Origin of the sequence: Serratia sp. JSRIV004 (assembly GCF_019968705.1) — a bacterium.
In the GTDB taxonomy this organism is placed as follows: Bacteria; Pseudomonadota; Gammaproteobacteria; order Enterobacterales; family Enterobacteriaceae; genus Chania; species Chania fonticola_B.
The window spans coordinates 2,262,581-2,282,146 of record NZ_CP074140.1; the positions used below are offsets into that span (position 1 = coordinate 2,262,581).

Here is a 19,566-nt window from a genome sequence, read left to right on the forward strand (position 1 = left end):
GATTGTTGTCTCGCCACCTTTTTTTCTGACAACGCCCCAAGGGCATTGTGAGTGGCTATGCCGATAACAATGCCATTTAGTGAATGACTATGCAATATAAATGACTGGAAAATTATTTTCGGTCATAAAAAAGCCCTGCGTAAGGCAGGGCTAGTTCAGCGAGGCTTGATTCAATTACGACGTTCAAAAGCCAAAGCGCGGCGTTCAACCAAACGCATCAATAACGTCAGCAGGCCATTCACGCACAGATACACAATGCCAGCGGCACCGAACACCATCACGTCATAAGTCCGGCCGTACATCAGTTGGCTATAGCCCATCACTTCCATCAGCGTAATGGTATAGGCAAGCGAGGTGCTCTTGAACACCAGAACCACTTCGTTGGAGTAGGATGACAAGGCACGTTTGAAGGCATACGGCAGCAGAATACGCAGCGTTTGCTTACGTGACATGCCCAGCGCTTCACAGGATTGCCATTGGCCCGCCGGGATAGCGCGTACCGCCCCATGGAACAGCAGGGTGGTGTAGGCCGCACTGTTCAGCGCCAAGGCAATCATCGCGCAGAGCCAAGGTTGCGACAGCAGGTTCCACAACCAGGGATATTCACGGATTGACGGGAACTGGCCAGGGCCGTAGTAAATCAGGAAGATCTGTACCAGCAACGGCGTACCGGTGAACAACGTAATATAGACCTTCACCAACTGCGTTAGCACCGGGGTTTTTAACGTCAGGATCACCGTCAGCACCAGCGACATCAGCAAGGCAACAATCAGTGCGACGATCGTCAGCGACAGGCTGGTATGCAAGCCTTTGAGGATTTCGGGGATGAATTCAAGCATCAGGCAGGCCCCCGCTCAAAACGCGTGGTGCGCAGCTCGATCCGCTTAAGGATGTACTGGCTCAGCAGGGTGATAACCAAATAGATTGCTGCCGCAATCACATACCAGGTAAACGGCTCCTGAGTGCGGGTGGCAATGCTTTTGGTCTGCAACATCAAATCGTTAACGCTAATCAACGACACCAGCGCGGTATCTTTCAGCAGCACAAGCCACTGGTTGCCCAGCCCCGGCAGCGCGTGACGCCACATTTGCGGCATGATCAAGCGGAAGAAGATAGCCGTCTTGCTTAGCCCGAGAGCCTGGCCGGATTCCCACTGACCCAGTGGCACCGCTTTCAGTGCCCCACGCAGCGTTTGCGACGCGTAGGCAGAATAGAGCAGGGCCAGGGCGATAACGCCGCACAGGAACGGGCTGACTTCGAAATTGTCGATGGACAGTTGCACCGGTAACTGGAACAGGCCGAAGTTCAGGACGAAGCCGTCGGACAGCATCATCAGCAGCTGTGAGGAGCCAAAGTAGATAAACAGCACTACCAGAATTTCTGGCAAGCCGCGCAGCAGGGTCACCCAGGCGGTGCCGAGCCAACTGACCGCTTTCCAGCGGGATGACTCCCAGACGGCAAACAGCATCGCCAGGATCAGGCCGAGGATCAGGGCACAAACTGCAAGGCCGACGGTCATCCCGGCGGCGCTAGCTAAAGGTTGGATTTCATTCATGGATGATGATTACTGCTGGAACCATTTTTTGTAGATGGTTTCGTAAGTCCCATCCTGCTTGATTTTATCCAGGGCGGCGTTGAATTTGCCCTGCAGTTCGGTATTTTGCAGGCGCATGGCAATGCCCAGACCGCTACCGAAGTAGTCTTTATCGGTCACTTTATCGCCCACGGCGGTCAGCGCAGCGTTTTCTTTCAGCCACTCGTTAACCACGGCGGTATCGCCGAACACCGCATCAACACGGCCATTTTTCAGATCCAGAATGGCATTCTGGTAGCTGTCGTAGCCCACGGTGGTGATTTCCGGGTGTTTATCGGTCAGGAATTTCTGGTGCGTGGTGCCGTTTTGCACGCCAACGCGTTTGCCTTTCAGCGCGGCCACGTCGGCCACTTTGCCTTTCTCGGCAATAAACAGGGCCGAGTTATCGTAGTAAGGCTTGCTGAACAGCACCTGCTTTTCGCGCTCAGGGGTGATATCCATACCGGCCATCACGGCATCGAAACGCTTGAATTTCAGGCTTGGGATCAGGCTGTCGAAGCCTTGGTTAGTAAAGGTACACTCGGCCTGCATCTCTTTACACAGAGCGTTGGCCAGATCGACGTCGAAGCCCTGGATTTTGTTATCCGCCGCGACGAATTCGAACGGAGGGTAGGAAGCTTCGGTAGCGAAACGAATAGTTTCGGCTGCTGAGGCAGAAACGCTGATGCCAGCCAGAACGGCGGCGATTAGTAGTTTTTTCATCGCAAACTCCCTGAGAACAGCAAATATCGCTATTAGTGTGATAAGTAATTGGCAAACTCTACGGTTTGCGGTTGTGCAAAGTGGCTGGCATCGCCCTGTTCGACGATATGGCCATTTTCCATATAGACCACGCGGCTGGCGGTTTTACGCGCGACTTCAACCTCATGGGTGACGATCACCTGAGTAATACCGGTGCCCGCCAACTCGCGAATGATGCTGACGATCTGTGCGGTAATTTCCGGATCCAGTGCGGCCGTAGGTTCATCGAACAGCAGCACCTGAGGTTCCATCATCAGCGCACGGGCAATGGCTACGCGCTGTTGTTGGCCACCGGAGAGATGCAGTGGGAAACGGTCGGCAAAATCGGTCAGGCGTAACCGGGTCAGCAACTTGTCGGCACGCGCCATCGCTTGTGCCTTGGTCAGGCCAAGTACGCGGCAGGGCGCTTCGATCAGGTTTTGCAACACGGTCAGATGTGGCCAGAGATTGTACTGCTGGAACACCATGCCCACGTTTTGGCGCAGTTCGCGGATGGATTTCTCCCCCGGTGACTGTTTAAAGTCGAACTGATTGCCCGCGATTTGCAGGTGGCCAGAGCGTGGCATTTCCAGCAGGTTAAGCACCCGCAGCAGTGAACTCTTACCCGCGCCGCTTGGACCAAGCAGCACCAGAGTCTCGCCGGCAGGGCAATCCAGTGTAATGTTAAACAGCGCCTGATGTGCGCCATAAAAGCAGTTGATATCTTTTAGTTGAATACTCATGCGCTGAAATTGAATAGACATTGATGCCGGGAATGGTAACTTCCACAGAATACTTATGCAATCTTTGTGAGTTAAAATTTATTAGTACGTCGCAGAATGACTAAATAATAGCAGAAGATACCGTGAGCGCTGGCGGAATGGCGGATTTGTCGCGCACACTGTGAGATAGCTAGCTATTTTTCTCAGGGCGATGGAATTTTGAGCATTTCTGAGGGGGGAATTGGCAACCGGGAAGGTGATACACCCGGCTGCCATCTTGGTGTTACTGGTTCTCAAGAACCTGACGCAGCGTACCGCTGGCGGCATGCGGCGGGATGTTGAGGAAGCGGATGTCGTCAACTACCCAGCAGGTGCCTTCACGGACCATCAGCACTTCGTCCTGCCAGTTGATTGTGTTGGCACCTTCATTCTGGTGGGTCAGCTGTACACGCAGCGGGATGTTTTTGGCATCGGTGTTAGGAATGGTGGAGGCGCTGGCAACCGATGCGCTGGTTGGCCCCTGGGCATTGCCAGAGAACAGATCGCCGGTGATGGCGTGTTTGCCAGGGTGCTGAGCGGCACTGACCAGATCCTGATACAGCACCTGGCTCAGGTAAGGCTGCAACTGTGCCAGACGGCTGCTGTCCGGCAGAGCGGTGCTTGGGCCTTGCTGAATGCGCAGGTCATAGAATTTCTGGGCTACCGTATCCGGGCCACCGTCCACGCAGGCGCCAGTGCGGACGCCAACATCCTTAAAGGCCGGTTCGACGTTGGTACAGGCGCTTAAGAACAGGGCCAAGGGTAAAACAACAGCAAGCGTTTTTGTTTTCATCTCATAACCTTATGTAAAAGTCTCTCAACCATGAAGACCGAAAACCACGGGACTAGCCTACAGTATAAAGGCGTTTTTGGTCCTTGCATTGGTGCTGTGTGCCATTGTGACACAGAACATCCGCTTAAATTAGCTGTCCTACCACAGCAATGATTTGATTTTATAAGGAGTTCTTGATGCAATTGTCCACTACCCACACCCTGGAAGGGTTTACCATCACCGAATATTGCGGCGTAGTTACCGGCGAGGCGATTCTGGGTGCCAATATTTTCCGCGATTTTTTTGCTGGTGTGCGTGATATCGTTGGTGGCCGTTCCGGTGCCTACGAGAAAGAGCTGCGCAAGGCACGTCAGCTGGCCTTTCAGGAGATGCAGGAGCAGGCCAAAGAACTGGGGGCTAACGCGGTAGTCGGCATCGATATCGATTATCAAACCGTGGGTAAAGATAGCACCATGCTGATGGTCAGCGTCAGTGGCACCGCGGTAAAAGTCAGCCGCTAAACGGGGATAACGTGAGATAACCAGGAAGTGAAATGAAAAATACCGAGCAGGGAAGCAGTGAACTGCAACTGAAAATCAGCCAACTAACCCAGGTGATGACCTGGTTGCTGATTGGGGGAGCCGCCACGCTGGGAAGGGTGTTGTTTAGTTTCTTTAGCGGCGAGTTCGATCCCATTTATGATTCGATTGAAGGCGCGCTAGGGGCGTCCTGCCTGGCGTCGTGGGGCAAGTGTTATTACGATAGACGCAAGCTGATGCAAACCTTGCAAGCGGCTGAGACTGTACCAGACTCGGTCATCCCCTGATGGCGGCGCATCACTGCGGAAAGGAGCATACTGTGGCCAAGTGGTTGTGGATCGCCGCCATTGGCGTTTTGACGGGGTGCCAACAGCAATCCACCAGCACGCTGGTGGATCACGGTAGCTATCAGTTGGAAACCCTGCATCAGGCACCGGGGGCCGATCAGCGTATTCGTTTCCTGGTGATGCATTACACCGCAGAAGACTTTCACTCCTCGCTGAAAACGCTGACGGACGAGCACGTCAGCGCCCATTACTTGCTGCCCGCCCATCCGCCACTGCAGGGCGGTAAACCGGTGGCGTATCAACTGGTGCCCGAAGAGCTGCGAGCTTGGCATGCGGGTGCCAGCAACTGGCGTGGGCGTACCAATTTGAACGATACCTCGATCGGTATTGAGATCGTCAACCGGGGCTTTACGCGTAACTTGCTGGAGACAGACTGGCAGCCTTATACGCCAGAGCAAATTGCGTTACTGATCCAACTTAGCCGCGATATTGTACAGCGTTACGCGCTGCAACCGACGGACGTCGTAGGGCATAGCGATATCGCCCCGCAGCGCAAACAGGATCCTGGTCCACTCTTCCCATGGCAACAGCTGGCGCAGGCAGGTATTGGTGCCTGGCCGGAAGAGCGGGAGGTGGAACGTTACCTGGCAGGCCGTGATAAGCATGAGCCGGTGGCGATGGCATCACTGTTGGAAAAGCTGGCGCGCTACGGCTATGGCGTTGATCCTACATGGGATGCCAAGCAGCAGCGGAATCTGGTAGCGGCGTTTCAGATGCATTTCCGGCCCAGCGATTATCGCGGTGAGCCAGATGCAGAAAGCGAGGCGATTATAGAGGCGTTGCTAAGCAAATACGGAGCTATGCGCTAACGCCAAAAGAAATGCCCTCACGCTCTCCCACAGTGGATCGTTCGAGTTTGCTGAGATTATCTTTTTACTACCAAATGTGCAGGGACTAACAGCTCCCTCTCCCTGTGGGAGAGGGTTGGGGTGAGGGGTTAGTTATAGCCCGTGCAGATTACCGTGCTCTTTCAACCAGCGAGCGGTACGGCTAATGCCTTCTTCAAGCGAAACCACGGGTTGATAACCCAGTTCCTGCTGTGCGCGAGTGGTGTTCAGCGTCAGATCGAAATTGAGCTTGGCGACGCTGTAATGGGTCAACACGGGTTCTTTATCGCTTTTACTGCCCAGCTTTTCCATGCCACGAGCCATCATATCGAGCATCGGGTAGGGCACCGAGCGGATGCGGCACTTCATGCCCAACTCATCGATCAGCTGTTGCAGCACGGTGCGTAGCGTGCAGGCTTGCTGGTTGGAGATGTTGTAGGCCCGGCCAGAAGGAGTCTCTTCCTTCACTGTGGCCAGCCACATGGCGTGTACCGCATTATCCAGATAGGTCATATCGACCAGTGCATCCCCGCCACGCGGTAGCAGCAGGCTACCGTAATGTTTGATCATATGCAGCAGGCGCGGCAGCATGATTTTGTCGTGTGGGCCAAATAGACCCTGTGGGCGCAGGATGGTGAAATGGGTTTGCGGGTTGGACAGCGCCAACTGTTGCACCACCTGTTCTCCGGCGGCCTTGCTGCGGGCAAACTCGTTGGCATAACGAATCGGGCGGAAGTCTTCATCCACATTGCGGTGATGATGATAATCAAAGTAAATCGCCGGCGACGAAATATGAATGAACCGTTCTACACCGTAGGCCGCAGCCCATTCCCCCAAACGACGGGTAGCGCGGACGTTGGCCAGTTCGAAGGCTTCTTCCGTGCCCCATGGGGAAGTGAAACCGGAGCAGTGCCACAGCACGTCGACATCCGCCAGCATAGCTTTGGCCTGTGAAGAGATCAGGTTGGTGAGATCGGCATGGATGAATTCGGCACCCATTTTTTCCAGCAGGCAACCCATGGCCTGATTGCGCCCGGTGGCACGTACTTTTATGCCTTGGCGGCGGAGATATTCAACGGCGTTACGGCCTAACCCACTGGTTGCACCGGTGACCAATACCTTCATAACTCACTCTGTTCTCACCAAAAATCAGGATGCTGAGGGCGTTTTAGCGCGCCCCAGCAAATAAGGTGCCATTCTTTCGTGATTTTGTGCGCTATGCAATGAGAAAGGACCTAACCGCAGCAGCAAACTGTGCGGTTGATCGAGAATTCGACTAATGAGGACGCTGGTTATCGTACTCTTCGGCCAATTGGGCAATCCGTTTGGCCATGCCACGGAAAATAAACAGGTGGGCAGGCATCATGACAAACCAGTATAACAGCCCGCTGAAACCGGCAGGATGCCACCAGGCGCGGACATCGAGTTGGCGGCGATCGCCCAGGTCTTTGATGCTGAAGGTCAGGCGGCCAAGCCCCGGAGCTTTCATCCCGAACATCAATGCCAGCTGCCGTAATGGCTTCTTGGTGATCACCTTCCAGCCATCGACCAGATCGCCGATTTCCAGGGTGTCACGCTGCGGTCGGCCATAAACGACGCCGTTGCCGATCATATCGTCCATGCGGGCGCGGATTTGCCACAGAATGTTGGCGTAGAAGTATCCCTCTTTACCACCCAACTGCTGCACAACGTGCCATAGCGCTTCGCTGGAAGCCTGGGTATCCACCTCACAGCCTGCATGTTTGGGGTAGAAACCATAACCGGGGCGCCAGCGGGCTCGGGCTTCAGGATCGTAACCCCAGTCGGCAGAGTCGACCACCTCGTCTTCGCGGCGTAGCGTTTCCTTCACGGCCTCATCAAAGGTTTGTAGTGGCTGTGGGATCAAGGCTTGCAGCGGTTTGCCATCGGCAGGTAAGTCATGGTTCAGCCCCTGAATGAGCGCGCTGGCAATCGAGGTTGGCACAGAGGTGATCATGCTGATAAACCATACCGAGATAAAGCGTGTCGGCAGCGGCACCGGGATCAGCCAGCGCTTTTTGCCGCTGATCTTGATAAAGCGCTCGAACAGGGTTTGGTAACTGATGTACTCCGGCCCGGCCACGTCAAAAATCCGGTTTTCCTGCGCCGGATGTTGCAGTAGCTCGGTCAGGTAAGTGAGCAGGTTATCCAGTGCGACCGGGGACGATTTTGACCGCACCCAACGCGGTGGCGTCAGGATCGGCAGGTTATAGACCATATCGCGCATAATCTCGAACGCGGCTGAACCAGGGCCAACCACGATACTGGCGCGCAATTCGGTGACGGGAATGCCGCTTTGACGCAGGATTTCGCCGGTCAGTTTACGGGCGATGAGGTGGGGGGAGCTATTGCCCTCTGGTTGCAGTGCGCCAAGGAAAATAACCTGTTTAACGTTGGATCCTCGCAAGGCATCGCGCAGGTTCTCCGCCGCCTGGCGTTCCTTTTCGATAAAATCATCGCCATCGCCCATGCCGTGGATCAGGTAGTAAACGGCATCGATCTGCCATAGCGCCGCCGTTAGCGTTTCTGGGCGATAGACATCCACGTAGCGGCAGCTTACGTGCGGCCAGTTTTGCTCTTCCAACCATTCTATACGGCGTGCTGCGGCGGTGATTTCGTGGCCCTGCTCGGTCAAACGGGGGATCAGGTGTTGGCCAATATAACCGCTGGCTCCAAGAACCAGAATACGTTGGGAGGTCATTGCGCTGCCTTAGTTTATTGATGTTAATGTGAGCATGAACGACAGGATGCCAAATTAGCGGGATAAATGCACTTTATGTATGGGTATCAATGGTTGCATCTGCACGGAGGGCGGTTCACACTACGCGGCGATCAAGCAACGAGCCCATGCCCGATGAAAATCAATTCCCTGTGTTATTTGCTGCTGCTAATTGCTCTGGCTGGCAGCCTGTGTTTTCCCGCTCCGCTGTGGACGTGGTTGCTGCTGGTAAACTTGCTGACCCTGCTGATCTACGGAGCTGATAAGCTGGCCGCCTGCAAAAGTTGGCAACGGGTGCCGGAAATCACCCTGCTGCTGTTCGGCGTGCTGGGCGGTTGGATAGGGGCCATTATCGGGCAACGGATGTTCCGTCATAAAACACAGAAACAGCCGTTCAAAACCTATTTTATTCTCAGCGTAGTGCTGAACCTGCTGCTGATACTGGTTGTGGGTTACTGGCTCTATGGCCGGATGGTGGTTTGAGTTACCGCACTATGCGTCATTAAACGGGCGCCGCATGCGCCGCCCGTTGTCAACAATCTACGTTAAGGTTTCTTCTCGCCAACGACCACCGGTGCATATTCAACCGGCACCCACGCATAACCTTTGCCTTCGACGCGTACGTGGCCCAGGCCAGGGAACGGTAAGTGCGCTCCGCCAACCCACAGCTTGTTTTCAGCCGCATCGGCAAACACCTTCTGCCGGGTAGCGATCGCCTGTTTGGAGTCCGTGTCAAAGTCCACCGCGACTTCAGGTTTGGCAAACTGCAAAGAGTGGCTGTGGACGATATCCCCCCACAACAGCAGTTTCTGGCCGCCGGAGCTGAACAGGTAAGAGGTATGCCCAGGCGTATGGCCCGGTGTCGCTATCACTTCCAACCCAGGAAGTAACTGCTCCCCAGGGCTGTACAATTTCAGCTTGCCCTGTTCGGCATAAGGGGCCACTGCGTCCTGGGCCATTTTGAACATCGGCTGCGCGTCTTTCGGGGCTTTGGACGCTATCTTTTTACTCAGCCAATAATCGCCATCGGCCTTGGAGGCATAGACAGTAGCGTTAGGGAAGGCGGCTTTGCCCTGATCGGTGATGCCGCAGGCGTGATCGGGATGCAGATGCGTCAGCAATATCATATCAACCTGCTCTGGCTGATAACCTGCCGCGCGCAGGTTGTTTTTGATAGCCCCCAAGGTTGGTCCAAAACACTGCGAGGTACCGGCATCGACCAAAACCAGATGCGTACCGGTATTCACCAGAAACGCGTTAACCGCCGTCTGTATGCCTGACTTACTGTCGGTGAACATGCGGGCGAACAGCTTTTGCATATCCGGCTCACTGACGCCATGGAACAGCTTGGTCGCAAGGTGGGTATAACCGTCATACAGCGCTGTCACCTCCAGGTTACCCAACATCATGCGGTAATAGCCGGGAGCCTGTGTCTGCTGTTGGGCCGGTGCCGGGGTGGCGCTGGCTGGCAAGGTAAACATCATTCCACTGCTAGCGAGGGTGAGAGCTAATAACGTCTGGCGCAATTTATGACTCATAGATGATATCCCTTCAGGTTTTGAAACTAGGCTGAGATAACGGGTTTGGCGAGAACCGGGAAGCGGGGCCTCCCGGTGTTACTGCAAAAAAATCAAGCGTGCTGCTGCAAGAACTCCCGCCATAGATCGACGACTTTTTGCAGATCCTGGCGGCTAACGTTCAGATGCGTCAGGATACGGGTTAACGGCCCGGCGCTGATCAACACACCACGTTCGCGCATCCAGGGGCCGAGCTTGGCCGCCAGCTCCGGGGATTGGCGTAGGTACAGCACGTTGGTTTGTGCGCCCGGTTCGGCAATATCCACGCCAATGTCACGTAGCTGTTGTTCGAGCCATTTGGCGTTGTCATGATCTTCTTTCAGCCGCTCGACATTGTGCTCCAGCGCATAGAGCCCGGCCGCCGCCAGAATACCGGCCTGGCGCATTCCGCCACCGGTCATCTTACGCCAGCGGTTGGCACGTTGAATAAATTCTTTGCTACCGCATAGCAGGGAGCCGACCGGTGCACCCAGGCCTTTCGACAGGCAAATAGTGAAGGTGTCGCAATACTGGGCAAGGGTTTTCAGCGGTACGTTAAGCGCTACCGCCGCGTTGAAAATACGCGCGCCGTCAATGTGCAGAGCCAGTTTGTGCTCACGAGTGAACTGCCAGGCCTGTTGCAGATATTCCAGCGGCAGCACGCGGCCGCTGATGGTATTCTCCAGACTCAGCAGACGAGTCTTGGCAAAGTGAATATCATCGGGTTTGATGGCGGCGGCGACTTTATCCAACGGCAGCGTGCCATCGGGATTGGCTTCGATCGGCTGCGGCTGAATGCTGCCCAGCACGGCGGCGCCACCGGCTTCATATTTGTAGTTATGCGCCTGCTGGCCAACGATATATTCCTCACCACGCTGGCAATGGCTCAGCAGGGCTACCAGGTTGGCCTGGGTACCAGTGGGCAGGAATAATGCCGCCTCTTTGCCAGAGAGCCTGACCGCTTCGGCCTGAAGGGCATTGACGGTGGGATCGTCGCCATACACGTCGTCGCCGACGTCAGCCTGCGCCATGGCGGTGCGCATCTCTGCGCTAGGTTGGGTAACGGTGTCACTGCGTAAATCGATAAGCATACGGGTCCTTGGTAGCCAATGAGGAAGAGGCTTTCATCATAACCGGATTGGCGCAGGGCAAAAGCGGAAAATGCAGGGGACAACCAACTTCATTGCCCCCAGAAGCGATTAGCGCAGCCAGTTGGTTTTAGCCAGTTCGACAACTTCATCACCCCGGCCATTGATGATGGCGCGCAGCATATACAGGCTGAACCCTTTAGCCTGTTCGAATTTAATCTGCGGCGGCATCGCCAGCTCTTGTTTGGCCGTGACCACGTCGAGCAAGGCCGGGCCAGGATGGGCTAGCATTTCCTGCAATGCCGCGTCCAGCTCGGAGGCCTTTTCTACCCGAATGCCTTTGATGCCTGCCGCATTGGCGATAGCGGCAAAGTCCGGGTTGTGCAGATCGGTGCCGTCGGTAAGGTAGCCACCGGCCTTCATCTCCATTGCCACAAAGCCCAGCACGCTGTTATTGAATACCACCACCTTGACCGGCAGCTGCAACTGGGCCAGCGACAGAAAATCCCCCATCAGCATGGTGAAGCCACCGTCACCGCACATGGCGATCACTTGCTTATCCGGTTCGGTGGCCTGGGCACCAATCGCCTGCGGCATGGCGTTGGCCATTGAGCCATGGTTGAACGAACCGAGCAGGCGGCGTTTGCCGTTCATTTTCAAATACCGAGCCGCCCACACCGTCGGCGTGCCGACATCGCAGGTGAAGATGGCGTCATCCGTGGCTGAGTTGCTGATTTGCTGTGCCAGATATTGTGGGTGGATCGGCTGGTCATCGTTGGCGGTTGCCAACCCGTCAAGATCTTTACGCGCTTCCCGGTAATGCTCCAGCGCTTTATCCAGGAACTTGCGGTCGCTCTTGGCTTGCAGCTGCGGCAGCAAGGCGCTGAGCGTCGTTTTGATATCGCCCATTAGCGCCATATTAACCGGACAATGAGCGCCGATGCTGCCGGGGTTGATATCGATCTGAATGATATTGGCATTGCCAGGATAAAACGCCCGATAAGGGAACTGAGTGCCTAGCAGCACCAAGGTATCCGCGTTCATCATGGCGTGGTAGCCGGAGGAGAAACCGATCAGCCCGGTCATGCCGACGCTGTAAGGGTTATCCCATTCGATGTGCTCTTTACCGCGTAGGGCGTGCACAATCGGGGCCTGCAGCAGTTCGGCCAGTTTGACGACTTCGTCATGCGATCCGGCGCAACCGCTGCCGCACATCAGGGTGATATTTTTGGCGCTGTTCAGCGTTTCTGCCAGCTTTTGTAGTTCGCTCATCGGTGGCTGCATCAGTGGGTGCGCAGGCGTATGCCACACCATGCTGGCATCTTCTGGCGCCATTTGCAGGGCGACATCTCCAGGCAGCACGATCACTGAGACACCCCGGTTGAGGATCGCTTTGCGCATGGCGATCTCAAGCACTCGCGGCAGTTGCTCTGGATTGGAAACCAGCTCGCAGTAGTGGCTGCATTCGCGGAACAGCTCTTGTGGGTGAGTCTCCTGGAAGTAGCCGCTGCCGATCTCGCTGGAAGGAATATGGGCGGCGATAGCCAGCACCGGGACGTGATTGCGGTGGCAATCGAACAGGCCGTTGATCAGGTGCAGGTTGCCCGGGCCGCAGGAGCCTGCGCAGACCGCCAGTTGGCCGGTGAGCTGCGCTTCGGCACCGGCGGCAAAGGCGGCGACTTCTTCGTGGCGGGTGCCCATCCAGGCGATGGTTCCCATCCTGTGCAGGCTGTCACTCAGGCCGTTGAGCGAATCGCCGGTGACGCCCCAGATCCGTTTTACCCCGGCCTGTTCCAACGTTTTGGCGATCAGCGTGGCTACTGTTTGCTTCATAGTTCCTCCAGTCATTATCCAAAATGAGGGGTACTCGCCCGATTAAAGGCAAACAGAAAGTGTAGAAGGGCATCAGGGAATACGCTTACCGATATGTGCCCCATCGGGAAGATGGGGCAAAGCTTCAGGCGAGGGTGACGTCACTTTGTAGCTGACAGCTACAGGCTAGCACGTAACCCTGCTCGATTTCCGCCGGGGTTAACGTCATGGTGCTGGTGGTGGTGTATTGGCCGTCGATAATACGGGTTTTGCACGAGCCGCAAACGCCAGCCCGGCAGGCGGCATTGACCGGTAATTTATGGGCTTCTAAAGCGGCGAGCAAGGTGCTGCCGACCGGTACGCGGAATTCACGCAGCGGCTGACCGATGCGCAATGTTAATTGTTCGTTTTTCCCATCATCCAGCTTTGCCGAGGTGTGGAACTGTTCCTGATGGAAGTTGGCAGCGGGGACACCGAGCGCCAGACAAAGCTGCTCAACCTGTTGCATGTAAGGGGCAGGGCCGCAAGTCATCACGATGCGTGAGCTGATGTCCGGCGCGGCCTGTTGCAGCACCTGTTCATTGATGCGGCCAGACAGGAAGCCGGGCTGTGCATCCTGCTCAGCCATCAATGTCAGTTGCAATTGCGGATGGGCGGCGCATAGCCGTTGCCACTGTTCGGCAAAAATCACATCGGCCGGGGTGCGGACGTTAAAGATCACCCGGATATCGCATTGCGGCTTGTTCACCACCAGCCAGCGGCACATCGACATGATCGGCGTGACGCCACAGCCGGCAGCCAGCATCAGGTAGCGATCGCTGGGGTGTTGCACGCAGCTGAATTCTCCCTGGGCGTCTGATAACCAGAGCGTTTGGCCAGGTTTGACCTCTTGCGTCAGCCAGCGTGAGCCGAGGCCATCCGCCAGACAACGTACGCTGATGCTGATAAAAGGACTCAGGCCGGGCGAAGAGGAGAGGGTATAGGCTCGCAGCGTGTCTGCACTGTCGCGAATGCTGACCAATGCAAACTGACCGGGCTGATAAGGATAAAAGTCGTTATTGATCAGGTTCAGCGTCCAGACGTCGGCGGTTTCCTGTTGCAGCGAGTGCACCTGCATCGGGTTGGGGCAAAGTGGGCTGGGTTGGCTCATGGGGCACCTCAAAACAAACGGGGCCGCCGCGATGGGCAGCCCCGGAACAACGGCCTTAGCCGAGAAGGGTTTGCATATCCTGCTCTACGGTGGTGACCGAACGCAGGCCGAATTTTTCATTCAGCACCGCCAACAGATTGTCGGTCAGGAAGGCCGGGGCGCTTGGGCCGGTGACGATATTTTTCACCCCTAGCGACAGCAGCGTCAGCAGAATGACGATCGCTTTCTGCTCGAACCACGACAGCACCAGGCTGAGCGGCAGATCGTTGACCGTGCCACCGACTTTCTCGGCGAGTTTGACCGCCAGCATCACGGCGGAGTAGGCATCGTTACATTGGCCAACGTCCAGCAGGCGCGGTAGCCCTTCCAGCGTGCCGAAGTCCAGCTTGTTGAAGCGGTATTTACCGCACCCCAGCGTCATGATCAGGCAATCTTGCGGCACGCTGCGGGCAAAATCGGTGAAATAGCTGCGTTCGTCACGGCTGCCGTCACAGCCACCCACCAGAAATACGTGGCGCAGTTTTTTCTGTACTACCAGATCAACCACGGTATCGGCGGCGCCGAGCAGTACCTGGCGGCCAAAACCGACGGTGATTAGTTGTTCGATTTCGCTGTAAGGGAAGCCAGCCAACTGCTGAGCTTGAGCGATCACGGTGCTGAAATCATCCCCTTCCAGATGGTTGACACCAGGCCAGCCAACGATGCTGCGCGTCCAGATGCGATCGCCATAGTTGCCGACGTTCGGATCGATAATGCAGTTGGAGGTCATGACGATCGAACCCGGGAATTTGGCAAATTCGGTCTGCTGATTTTGCCAGCCGCTACCGTAGTTACCCACCAGATGTGGGAATTTTTTCAGCTCTGGATAGCCATGGGCCGGTAACATTTCGCCGTGGGTATAGACGTTGATGCCGGTACCAGCGGTCTGTTCCAGCAGCAAGCGCAGATCTTTCAGATCGTGGCCGGAGATCAGGATCGCCTTGCCTGCCACTGGACGCACGTTGACCGTGGTCGGTTGTGGGTCGCCAAAGGCACCGGTTTCGCCGCGATCCAGAATAGCCATCACGCTGAAGTTCATTTTGCCGATGGCCATCGAGTTGTTCAGCAGGGTGTCCAGATCGCTCGGTTGGGTACCCAGCCAGGCCATGAAGGCGTGGTAATCGGCATAGATCTGGTTGTCGAACTGGCCCAGCACATGGGCATGTTCCATATAGGCGGCGGCCCCTTTCAGGCCGTAAAGGCACAGCATCCGCAGGCCGTGGATATCGTCGCCTACCTCGGCTTTATCTTTATTGAGGGCAAACTGCGCGGCCTGTTGTAACAGCGCAGGCATATCGTTACCAGCCAGTTGCAGCTGGGCCAGCGGATGATCGACCTGCACGCTGGCGTCGAGCAGGCGGCAGCGAACCGCCAGCGAGTCACGCAGGGCAATGGTGTCACGTGCATAGCCGATAATGCGTTCGGAATCGAAGTTAACGTTGGTCAGCGTAGAGAAGAAGGCGCGTGGGGAGAAACTGTCGACATCATGATCGATAATACCCAATGCACGCGCCTGCAAGGCCCAGGCAGAGAGCCCTTGCAGCGCCGCTATCAACAGATCCTGCAGGTCGGAGGTTTCTGCCGTTTTGCCGCACATCCCTTGAGCGTAGGAGCAGCCGTTACCTGCCGGTGTCCGGATGGTTTGTTCACATTGCACACAGAACATAATCGCTTCCTTTTTTAAAGTTGCATTTATAATGCTTGTTTTGAAGCATAGATCGATGACGCAACCTTAAAAAGGCTTTTGTGATACAACTTTAACAAAGTTTGATTTAGAACAAGTTGGCGTGCGGATGGGAATTATTACGCTTTGACAGCAGGCGCGGCGAGCCGCGCCCGTGGGCGTCAGGAGAACAGGGCGATTAACACCGGAGCCAACAGGCTCAGCAAGAATCCGTGCACGATGGCGGGAGGCACCATTTCTATCCCGCCGCTGCGTTGCAGAACCGGCAGGGTGAAATCCATCGAAGTGGCACCACATAAACCTAACGCAGAGGAGCGACTACGGCGCACCAGCGTAGGGAGCAGCATTATTGCCACCAGCTCACGAGCCAGATCGTTGAAGAAGGCGGCGCTGCCCATCACTGGGCCATAGGCGTCGGTGATCAGGATGCCGGAAAGGGAGTACCAGCCAAAACCCGAAGCCATCGCCAAACCGGCTTTCAGCGGCAACCCCAGCAGCAGTGCGGCCACTGCACCACCCGCCAGCGAACTGAGCGCCACCACCACGGCGACCATCATGCCACGGCGATTGAGGGCAATCTGGCGTAGCGTCATCCCACTGTTGCGTAACTGTGCGCCCACCAGAAGCAACAGAAACAGCAGGGCGTATTCACTGCCTTGGCCAGCAAATTGCAGCCAGTGCCACTGGGTGAGTCCCAAGGCAAAGCCACCCACCACCACCCCACAGAGCTTCAGGGATTCCAATGCCATATGCAGGCGTGAAGGTAATGTTTCTTGCTTGTGAGTACTGTGCCAGGGGCGGCGGCGTTCAAACAGCGATAACCACAGAAGATTGGCGCAGAAAATGCACAGAAAAAACACCAGGGTGTACTGAAAGATCAGCATCAGGTTGCTACTGAGGTTTTCCAGGAATGCCAGGCTGATCCCCATAATGAACAGGATCACATACACCATCCAGCTCAGCAGCCGGTTAATGGCCCGGATCAGGGTGACGCTACGCAAGGGGACAAGATAACCGACAATTAGCGGTATCAGTATAATCAGCAGTCCTGAATACATGTGAAACAAGCGTCCTTTAATCTGGAGGGAATACGGCAAACCTAACACGCTAACCAAAATGGGCGGCGGAGTAAAGTGGCGGATTTACGCGGTTTGCAGCACGCGGTGGCAATGTCTGCTTGACCTGTAATGGCTTTATTGCTCATCCTCAAGGTATCAGGCGAATAAAGGAGTCAGCAGATGTACCTGGAGCGTATTGAGATTGTAGGATTTCGCGGTATCAACCGGCTTTCACTGACGCTGGATGATAATACCGTGCTACTTGGGGAAAATGCCTGGGGCAAGTCCAGCCTGCTGGACGCCATGACCTTTTTGCTGGCCCCCGAACAGACGCTGTATCGCTTTGAAGCCAAAGATTTTTACTTCCCGCCTGGCGACGAAGCGGCCAAAGATCGTCATTTGCAGATTATCTTCACTTTTTGTGAAAAGGATACCGGCCATGCGCATCTGCCGCGCTATCGCCATCTTTCGCCGCTTTGGTCGAAGGGGGAAGATAACCTGAGCCGCATTCACTACTGCTGTGTGGGAGAATTAGACGATGATGGCACGGTATGCACCTGGCGGCGTTTTCTTGATGCCGAGGGCAACGCCTTGCACCTGCACCATATTGATCAACTGGTGCACGCCCTGATCCGTATTCATCCGGTGCTGCGGCTGCGTGATGCGCGCTTTATTCGCCGCCTGCGGCCCAGCTCACTCAGCGATCGTCTCCCTGCCGATAACGAAGCCTTGGCACAGCAGTTGGATCAACTGACGCGCGAACTGGTGCGCAATCCGCAAAAGTTGACTAATGCCGAACTACGGCAGGGCCTGGCGGCGATGCAGCAACTGCTTGAACACTATTTTGCCGAGCAAGGTTCGCAGATTGCCGGGCCTCGCCATCGTCGCCAACCGGAACAACAGGCGTGGCGATCGCTAGACAGCATCAACCGCATGATTGCCGAACCTAACAGCCGCAGCATGCGACTGATCCTGCTGGGGATGTTCTCTACGTTACTGCAGGCCAAGGGAAACGTAAAACTCGATCCCCATGCACGGCCATTATTGCTTGTAGAAGACCCGGAAACGCGCTTGCATCCCATCATGCTGTCGGTAGCCTGGGGGTTGCTCAACCAGATGCCGTTGCAACGTATTACCACCACCAACTCCAGCGAGCTGGTGTCGCTGGTGCCGGTGGAGCATATTTGCCGCCTGGTGCGCGAATCGGCCCGGGTTGCCACCTATCGCCTCGGGCCAAAGGGGCTAAGTGCGGAGGACGGGCGGCGCATTGCGTTCCATATCCGCTTTAACCGGCCCGCCTCGCTGTTTGCCCGCTGCTGGCTGCTGGTGGAAGGGGAAACCGAGGTCTGGCTGCTTAACGAACTGGCGCGCCAGTGTGGCTATCGTTTCGAGTCCGAAGGTGTGCGGGTCATTGAGTTTGCCCAATGCGGGCTGAAACCCTTGCTGAAGTTTGCCCGGCGCATGGGCATTGAATGGCACGCCCTGGTGGATGGCGACGAAGCCGGGAAGAAATATGCCAATGCCGTGCGCAGCATGCTGGATAACCACGAGGATAACGAGCGCGATCGTTTGACCGCACTGCCTGCGCCGGATATGGAACATTTCATGTATCGGGAGGGATTCAGCTCGGTTTATCACCGGGTGGCTTCGGTACCGCTAAAGGTACAGATGCCGGTGCGTAAGGTGATCCTCAAGGCGGTGCATCACACTTCAAAACCCGATCTGGCGATTGAGGTGGCCATGCAGGCCGGGGCGTGGGGCACCGACTCGGTGCCACCGTTGTTGAAGAAAATGTTCTCCCGCGTGATGTGGCTGGCGCGGGGCCGGGCGGATTAACAAAAGTGTTTGCTAATCCCCTCTTGAAGCTCATCCAGTAACTGGTAACGGCGGCGATATTCCGCGCGTTTTTTGCTGGCGATGGTTTCCATCGGCTTGCGGCCAATGCGCTCGGGTAACAGGAAATAGCCGTTATCGAGTTGCTTGCCGCCCATGGAAAGCCAGAACTGATCGTAATCGGCATGCAGCTGGCTTTTCTTTTTGTGGTGGTAGCGCCAGTTCTGGTAAATATGGGTGGTGTTGCCTACCGCGATCAACTGCCGGATCCCCAGCTGTTGGGCCAGGTGGCAAATGCCTTCCAACACCAGGCGTTTTGGAAACAGGCCGTGGCAGGCTTTGGTCGTATTCTGGATCTCAGCGTGCGGCACCGTGGAGTTGGCGCCTTGCATACCGCCGATAAATAACGTGGGTTGTTGCTGGTAATTCATCAAGGTGAAGGTCATTTCAGCCAGCATGATCCCTTGGCTATTGCGCAACAGCAGGGTCGTTTCACCCTCTTTATTCAAGTGGTCCAGAGAGGCCAGTTGCAGGCAGATCTGCTCGCCATTTTTGTCCTGTGCACGGCTTAAGGTAAAGGGATGGCTACCCAGTTGGCCGAGGTGCACCTTCAGCGGCATGCGTTGAGAGAGCAGATCGTAGTGATCGCGCAGGGCAAAAAGACGGTCGATGCGGCTCATGTTGTTCGCCAGATAGGGGCGATGCAGTTTGCAGGGTAGATTGGGTTGTGCGCTTAAAATCTCATCCAGCAGCGGGTTGGCGGCCAGCGTATTGAGCAGGCTGCGAGTCGTGGGCCAGCACAGTAGCGAACGGCCAAGAAACTTAAGGCGGAATGACGTTTTTTTCCAGGCATTGCTGGGCACTTTCTCGCCGTTGATCAGTGCCGTCATCAGTTGGCTGGCCGGTTTGGCCGATATGAGTGGATAGCTGAGCTGAGACATGATGAAATCCTGGTCTGTGTCTAAATGACTATTTCATCAAGGCTTCACTAAACAGAAGTTCAATACGGTACGGCAAAATTGCCTTGCTCGAAATACGTTGAGCCTTGG

19 protein-coding genes are annotated in these 19,566 nt (G+C 55.8%); 5 read left to right on the top strand and 14 right to left on the bottom strand.

Features of this window, described 5'->3' with window-relative positions; all coding sequences use genetic code 11:
- Positions 1-170: 170 nt before the first annotated feature.
- The 5 genes from artM to KGP21_RS10855 form a co-directional block, all read right to left on the bottom strand.
- A complete protein-coding gene (artM, locus tag KGP21_RS10835) occupies positions 171-839 on the bottom strand; it encodes an arginine ABC transporter permease ArtM (protein WP_021804971.1) in 669 nt (222 codons plus the stop codon).
- Positions 839-1,555 carry an arginine ABC transporter permease ArtQ gene (artQ, locus tag KGP21_RS10840; protein ID WP_098927869.1) on the bottom strand — a complete coding sequence of 239 codons (717 nt, stop codon included), beginning with the start codon at positions 1,553-1,555 and terminating at the stop codon, positions 839-841. The genes artM and artQ overlap by 1 nt, the downstream gene beginning before the upstream one ends.
- A gap of 9 nt (positions 1,556-1,564) precedes the next feature.
- Positions 1,565-2,296, bottom strand: coding sequence for an arginine ABC transporter substrate-binding protein (gene artJ, locus KGP21_RS10845; protein WP_021804969.1), 732 nt, complete (start codon positions 2,294-2,296; stop codon positions 1,565-1,567).
- Between the two features lie 32 nt (positions 2,297-2,328).
- Positions 2,329-3,057, bottom strand: a complete 729-nt coding sequence (artP, locus tag KGP21_RS10850; RefSeq protein ID WP_223538516.1) for an arginine ABC transporter ATP-binding protein ArtP — start codon at positions 3,055-3,057, stop codon at positions 2,329-2,331.
- Positions 3,058-3,319: 262 nt separating this feature from the next.
- Positions 3,320-3,868, bottom strand: a complete 549-nt coding sequence (locus KGP21_RS10855) for a lipoprotein (RefSeq protein WP_223538147.1) — start codon at positions 3,866-3,868, stop codon at positions 3,320-3,322.
- A gap of 176 nt (positions 3,869-4,044) precedes the next feature.
- On the opposite strand from KGP21_RS10855, the gene KGP21_RS10860 reads away from it, so the two are divergent.
- Genes KGP21_RS10860 through KGP21_RS10870 form a run of 3 tightly spaced genes read left to right on the top strand, consistent with a single transcriptional unit; the run spans position 4,045 to position 5,542 of the window.
- A complete protein-coding gene (locus KGP21_RS10860; RefSeq protein ID WP_021804966.1) occupies positions 4,045-4,368 on the top strand; it encodes a heavy metal-binding domain-containing protein in 324 nt (107 codons plus the stop codon).
- A 32-nt stretch (positions 4,369-4,400) separates the two neighbouring features.
- Positions 4,401-4,673, top strand: a complete 273-nt coding sequence (locus KGP21_RS10865; protein WP_021804965.1) for a hypothetical protein — start codon at positions 4,401-4,403, stop codon at positions 4,671-4,673.
- 32 nt (positions 4,674-4,705) lie between these two features.
- Positions 4,706-5,542: an N-acetylmuramoyl-L-alanine amidase gene (locus KGP21_RS10870; RefSeq protein WP_223538150.1), complete on the top strand. Its 837-nt coding sequence runs from the start codon at positions 4,706-4,708 to the stop codon at positions 5,540-5,542.
- A 132-nt stretch (positions 5,543-5,674) separates the two neighbouring features.
- On the opposite strand, the gene KGP21_RS10875 is transcribed toward KGP21_RS10870, so the two are convergent.
- Together KGP21_RS10875 and KGP21_RS10880 are read right to left on the bottom strand one after the other, a co-directional pair.
- Positions 5,675-6,685 (bottom strand): NAD(P)-dependent oxidoreductase, encoded by a 1,011-nt coding sequence (locus tag KGP21_RS10875; protein ID WP_037375026.1) that lies wholly within the window; start codon positions 6,683-6,685, stop codon positions 5,675-5,677.
- A gap of 151 nt (positions 6,686-6,836) precedes the next feature.
- Positions 6,837-8,279 carry a DUF2867 domain-containing protein gene (locus KGP21_RS10880; protein WP_059200370.1) on the bottom strand — a complete coding sequence of 481 codons (1,443 nt, stop codon included), beginning with the start codon at positions 8,277-8,279 and terminating at the stop codon, positions 6,837-6,839.
- 153 nt (positions 8,280-8,432) lie between these two features.
- On the opposite strand from KGP21_RS10880, the gene KGP21_RS10885 reads away from it, so the two are divergent.
- On the top strand, positions 8,433-8,780 hold the full coding sequence (locus KGP21_RS10885; protein WP_021804963.1) for a DUF1294 domain-containing protein: 348 nt from the start codon (positions 8,433-8,435) through the stop codon (positions 8,778-8,780).
- A 62-nt stretch (positions 8,781-8,842) separates the two neighbouring features.
- Here KGP21_RS10885 and KGP21_RS10890 read toward each other — a convergent pair whose 3' ends face one another.
- From KGP21_RS10890 to KGP21_RS10915, 6 genes are all read right to left on the bottom strand, one after another.
- Complete coding sequence (locus KGP21_RS10890) at positions 8,843-9,835, bottom strand: MBL fold metallo-hydrolase (protein WP_223538152.1); 993 nt, start codon at positions 9,833-9,835, stop codon at positions 8,843-8,845.
- A gap of 92 nt (positions 9,836-9,927) precedes the next feature.
- Positions 9,928-10,944: a low-specificity L-threonine aldolase gene (gene ltaE, locus KGP21_RS10895; protein ID WP_179253650.1), complete on the bottom strand. Its 1,017-nt coding sequence runs from the start codon at positions 10,942-10,944 to the stop codon at positions 9,928-9,930.
- A gap of 108 nt (positions 10,945-11,052) precedes the next feature.
- Positions 11,053-12,774: a ubiquinone-dependent pyruvate dehydrogenase gene (gene poxB / locus KGP21_RS10900; protein WP_179247817.1), complete on the bottom strand. Its 1,722-nt coding sequence runs from the start codon at positions 12,772-12,774 to the stop codon at positions 11,053-11,055.
- Between the two features lie 124 nt (positions 12,775-12,898).
- On the bottom strand, positions 12,899-13,903 hold the full coding sequence (hcr, locus tag KGP21_RS10905; protein ID WP_223538154.1) for an NADH oxidoreductase: 1,005 nt from the start codon (positions 13,901-13,903) through the stop codon (positions 12,899-12,901).
- A 55-nt stretch (positions 13,904-13,958) separates the two neighbouring features.
- The gene (hcp, locus tag KGP21_RS10910; protein ID WP_115159633.1) at positions 13,959-15,608 is read right to left on the bottom strand and encodes a hydroxylamine reductase; all 1,650 of its coding nucleotides are present in this window, start codon (positions 15,606-15,608) and stop codon (positions 13,959-13,961) included.
- A 179-nt stretch (positions 15,609-15,787) separates the two neighbouring features.
- Positions 15,788-16,684: a lysine exporter LysO family protein gene (locus KGP21_RS10915; RefSeq protein ID WP_059200376.1), complete on the bottom strand. Its 897-nt coding sequence runs from the start codon at positions 16,682-16,684 to the stop codon at positions 15,788-15,790.
- 180 nt (positions 16,685-16,864) lie between these two features.
- Here KGP21_RS10915 and KGP21_RS10920 point away from each other — a divergent pair, with 180 nt between their 5' ends.
- On the top strand, positions 16,865-18,520 hold the full coding sequence (locus tag KGP21_RS10920; RefSeq protein WP_021804956.1) for an ATP-dependent endonuclease: 1,656 nt from the start codon (positions 16,865-16,867) through the stop codon (positions 18,518-18,520).
- On the opposite strand, the gene KGP21_RS10925 is transcribed toward KGP21_RS10920, so the two are convergent.
- Positions 18,517-19,458 carry a VirK/YbjX family protein gene (locus KGP21_RS10925; RefSeq protein WP_059200377.1) on the bottom strand — a complete coding sequence of 314 codons (942 nt, stop codon included), beginning with the start codon at positions 19,456-19,458 and terminating at the stop codon, positions 18,517-18,519. The genes KGP21_RS10920 and KGP21_RS10925 overlap by 4 nt on opposite strands.
- Between the last annotated feature and the right edge of the window lie 108 nt (positions 19,459-19,566).

What these genes read in the sequence shown, in the direction of transcription:
- artM (WP_021804971.1), bottom strand. Translation starts at nt 839, where the DNA reads ATGCTTGAATTCATCCCCGAAATCCTCAAAGGCTTGCATACCAGCCTG.
- KGP21_RS10880 (WP_059200370.1), bottom strand. Translation starts at nt 8,279, where the DNA reads ATGACCTCCCAACGTATTCTGGTTCTTGGAGCCAGCGGTTATATTGGC.
- hcr (WP_223538154.1), bottom strand. Translation starts at nt 13,903, where the DNA reads ATGAGCCAACCCAGCCCACTTTGCCCCAACCCGATGCAGGTGCACTCG.
- KGP21_RS10865 (WP_021804965.1), top strand. Translation starts at nt 4,401, where the DNA reads ATGAAAAATACCGAGCAGGGAAGCAGTGAACTGCAACTGAAAATCAGC.
- KGP21_RS10875 (WP_037375026.1), bottom strand. Translation starts at nt 6,685, where the DNA reads ATGAAGGTATTGGTCACCGGTGCAACCAGTGGGTTAGGCCGTAACGCC.
- KGP21_RS10890 (WP_223538152.1), bottom strand. Translation starts at nt 9,835, where the DNA reads ATGAGTCATAAATTGCGCCAGACGTTATTAGCTCTCACCCTCGCTAGC.
- KGP21_RS10855 (WP_223538147.1), bottom strand. Translation starts at nt 3,868, where the DNA reads ATGAAAACAAAAACGCTTGCTGTTGTTTTACCCTTGGCCCTGTTCTTA.
- KGP21_RS10915 (WP_059200376.1), bottom strand. Translation starts at nt 16,684, where the DNA reads ATGTATTCAGGACTGCTGATTATACTGATACCGCTAATTGTCGGTTAT.
- artJ (WP_021804969.1), bottom strand. Translation starts at nt 2,296, where the DNA reads ATGAAAAAACTACTAATCGCCGCCGTTCTGGCTGGCATCAGCGTTTCT.
- poxB (WP_179247817.1), bottom strand. Translation starts at nt 12,774, where the DNA reads ATGAAGCAAACAGTAGCCACGCTGATCGCCAAAACGTTGGAACAGGCC.
- KGP21_RS10860 (WP_021804966.1), top strand. Translation starts at nt 4,045, where the DNA reads ATGCAATTGTCCACTACCCACACCCTGGAAGGGTTTACCATCACCGAA.
- hcp (WP_115159633.1), bottom strand. Translation starts at nt 15,608, where the DNA reads ATGTTCTGTGTGCAATGTGAACAAACCATCCGGACACCGGCAGGTAAC.
- KGP21_RS10920 (WP_021804956.1), top strand. Translation starts at nt 16,865, where the DNA reads ATGTACCTGGAGCGTATTGAGATTGTAGGATTTCGCGGTATCAACCGG.
- artQ (WP_098927869.1), bottom strand. Translation starts at nt 1,555, where the DNA reads ATGAATGAAATCCAACCTTTAGCTAGCGCCGCCGGGATGACCGTCGGC.
- artP (WP_223538516.1), bottom strand. Translation starts at nt 3,057, where the DNA reads ATGAGTATTCAACTAAAAGATATCAACTGCTTTTATGGCGCACATCAG.
- ltaE (WP_179253650.1), bottom strand. Translation starts at nt 10,944, where the DNA reads ATGCTTATCGATTTACGCAGTGACACCGTTACCCAACCTAGCGCAGAG.
- KGP21_RS10885 (WP_021804963.1), top strand. Translation starts at nt 8,433, where the DNA reads ATGAAAATCAATTCCCTGTGTTATTTGCTGCTGCTAATTGCTCTGGCT.
- KGP21_RS10925 (WP_059200377.1), bottom strand. Translation starts at nt 19,458, where the DNA reads ATGTCTCAGCTCAGCTATCCACTCATATCGGCCAAACCGGCCAGCCAA.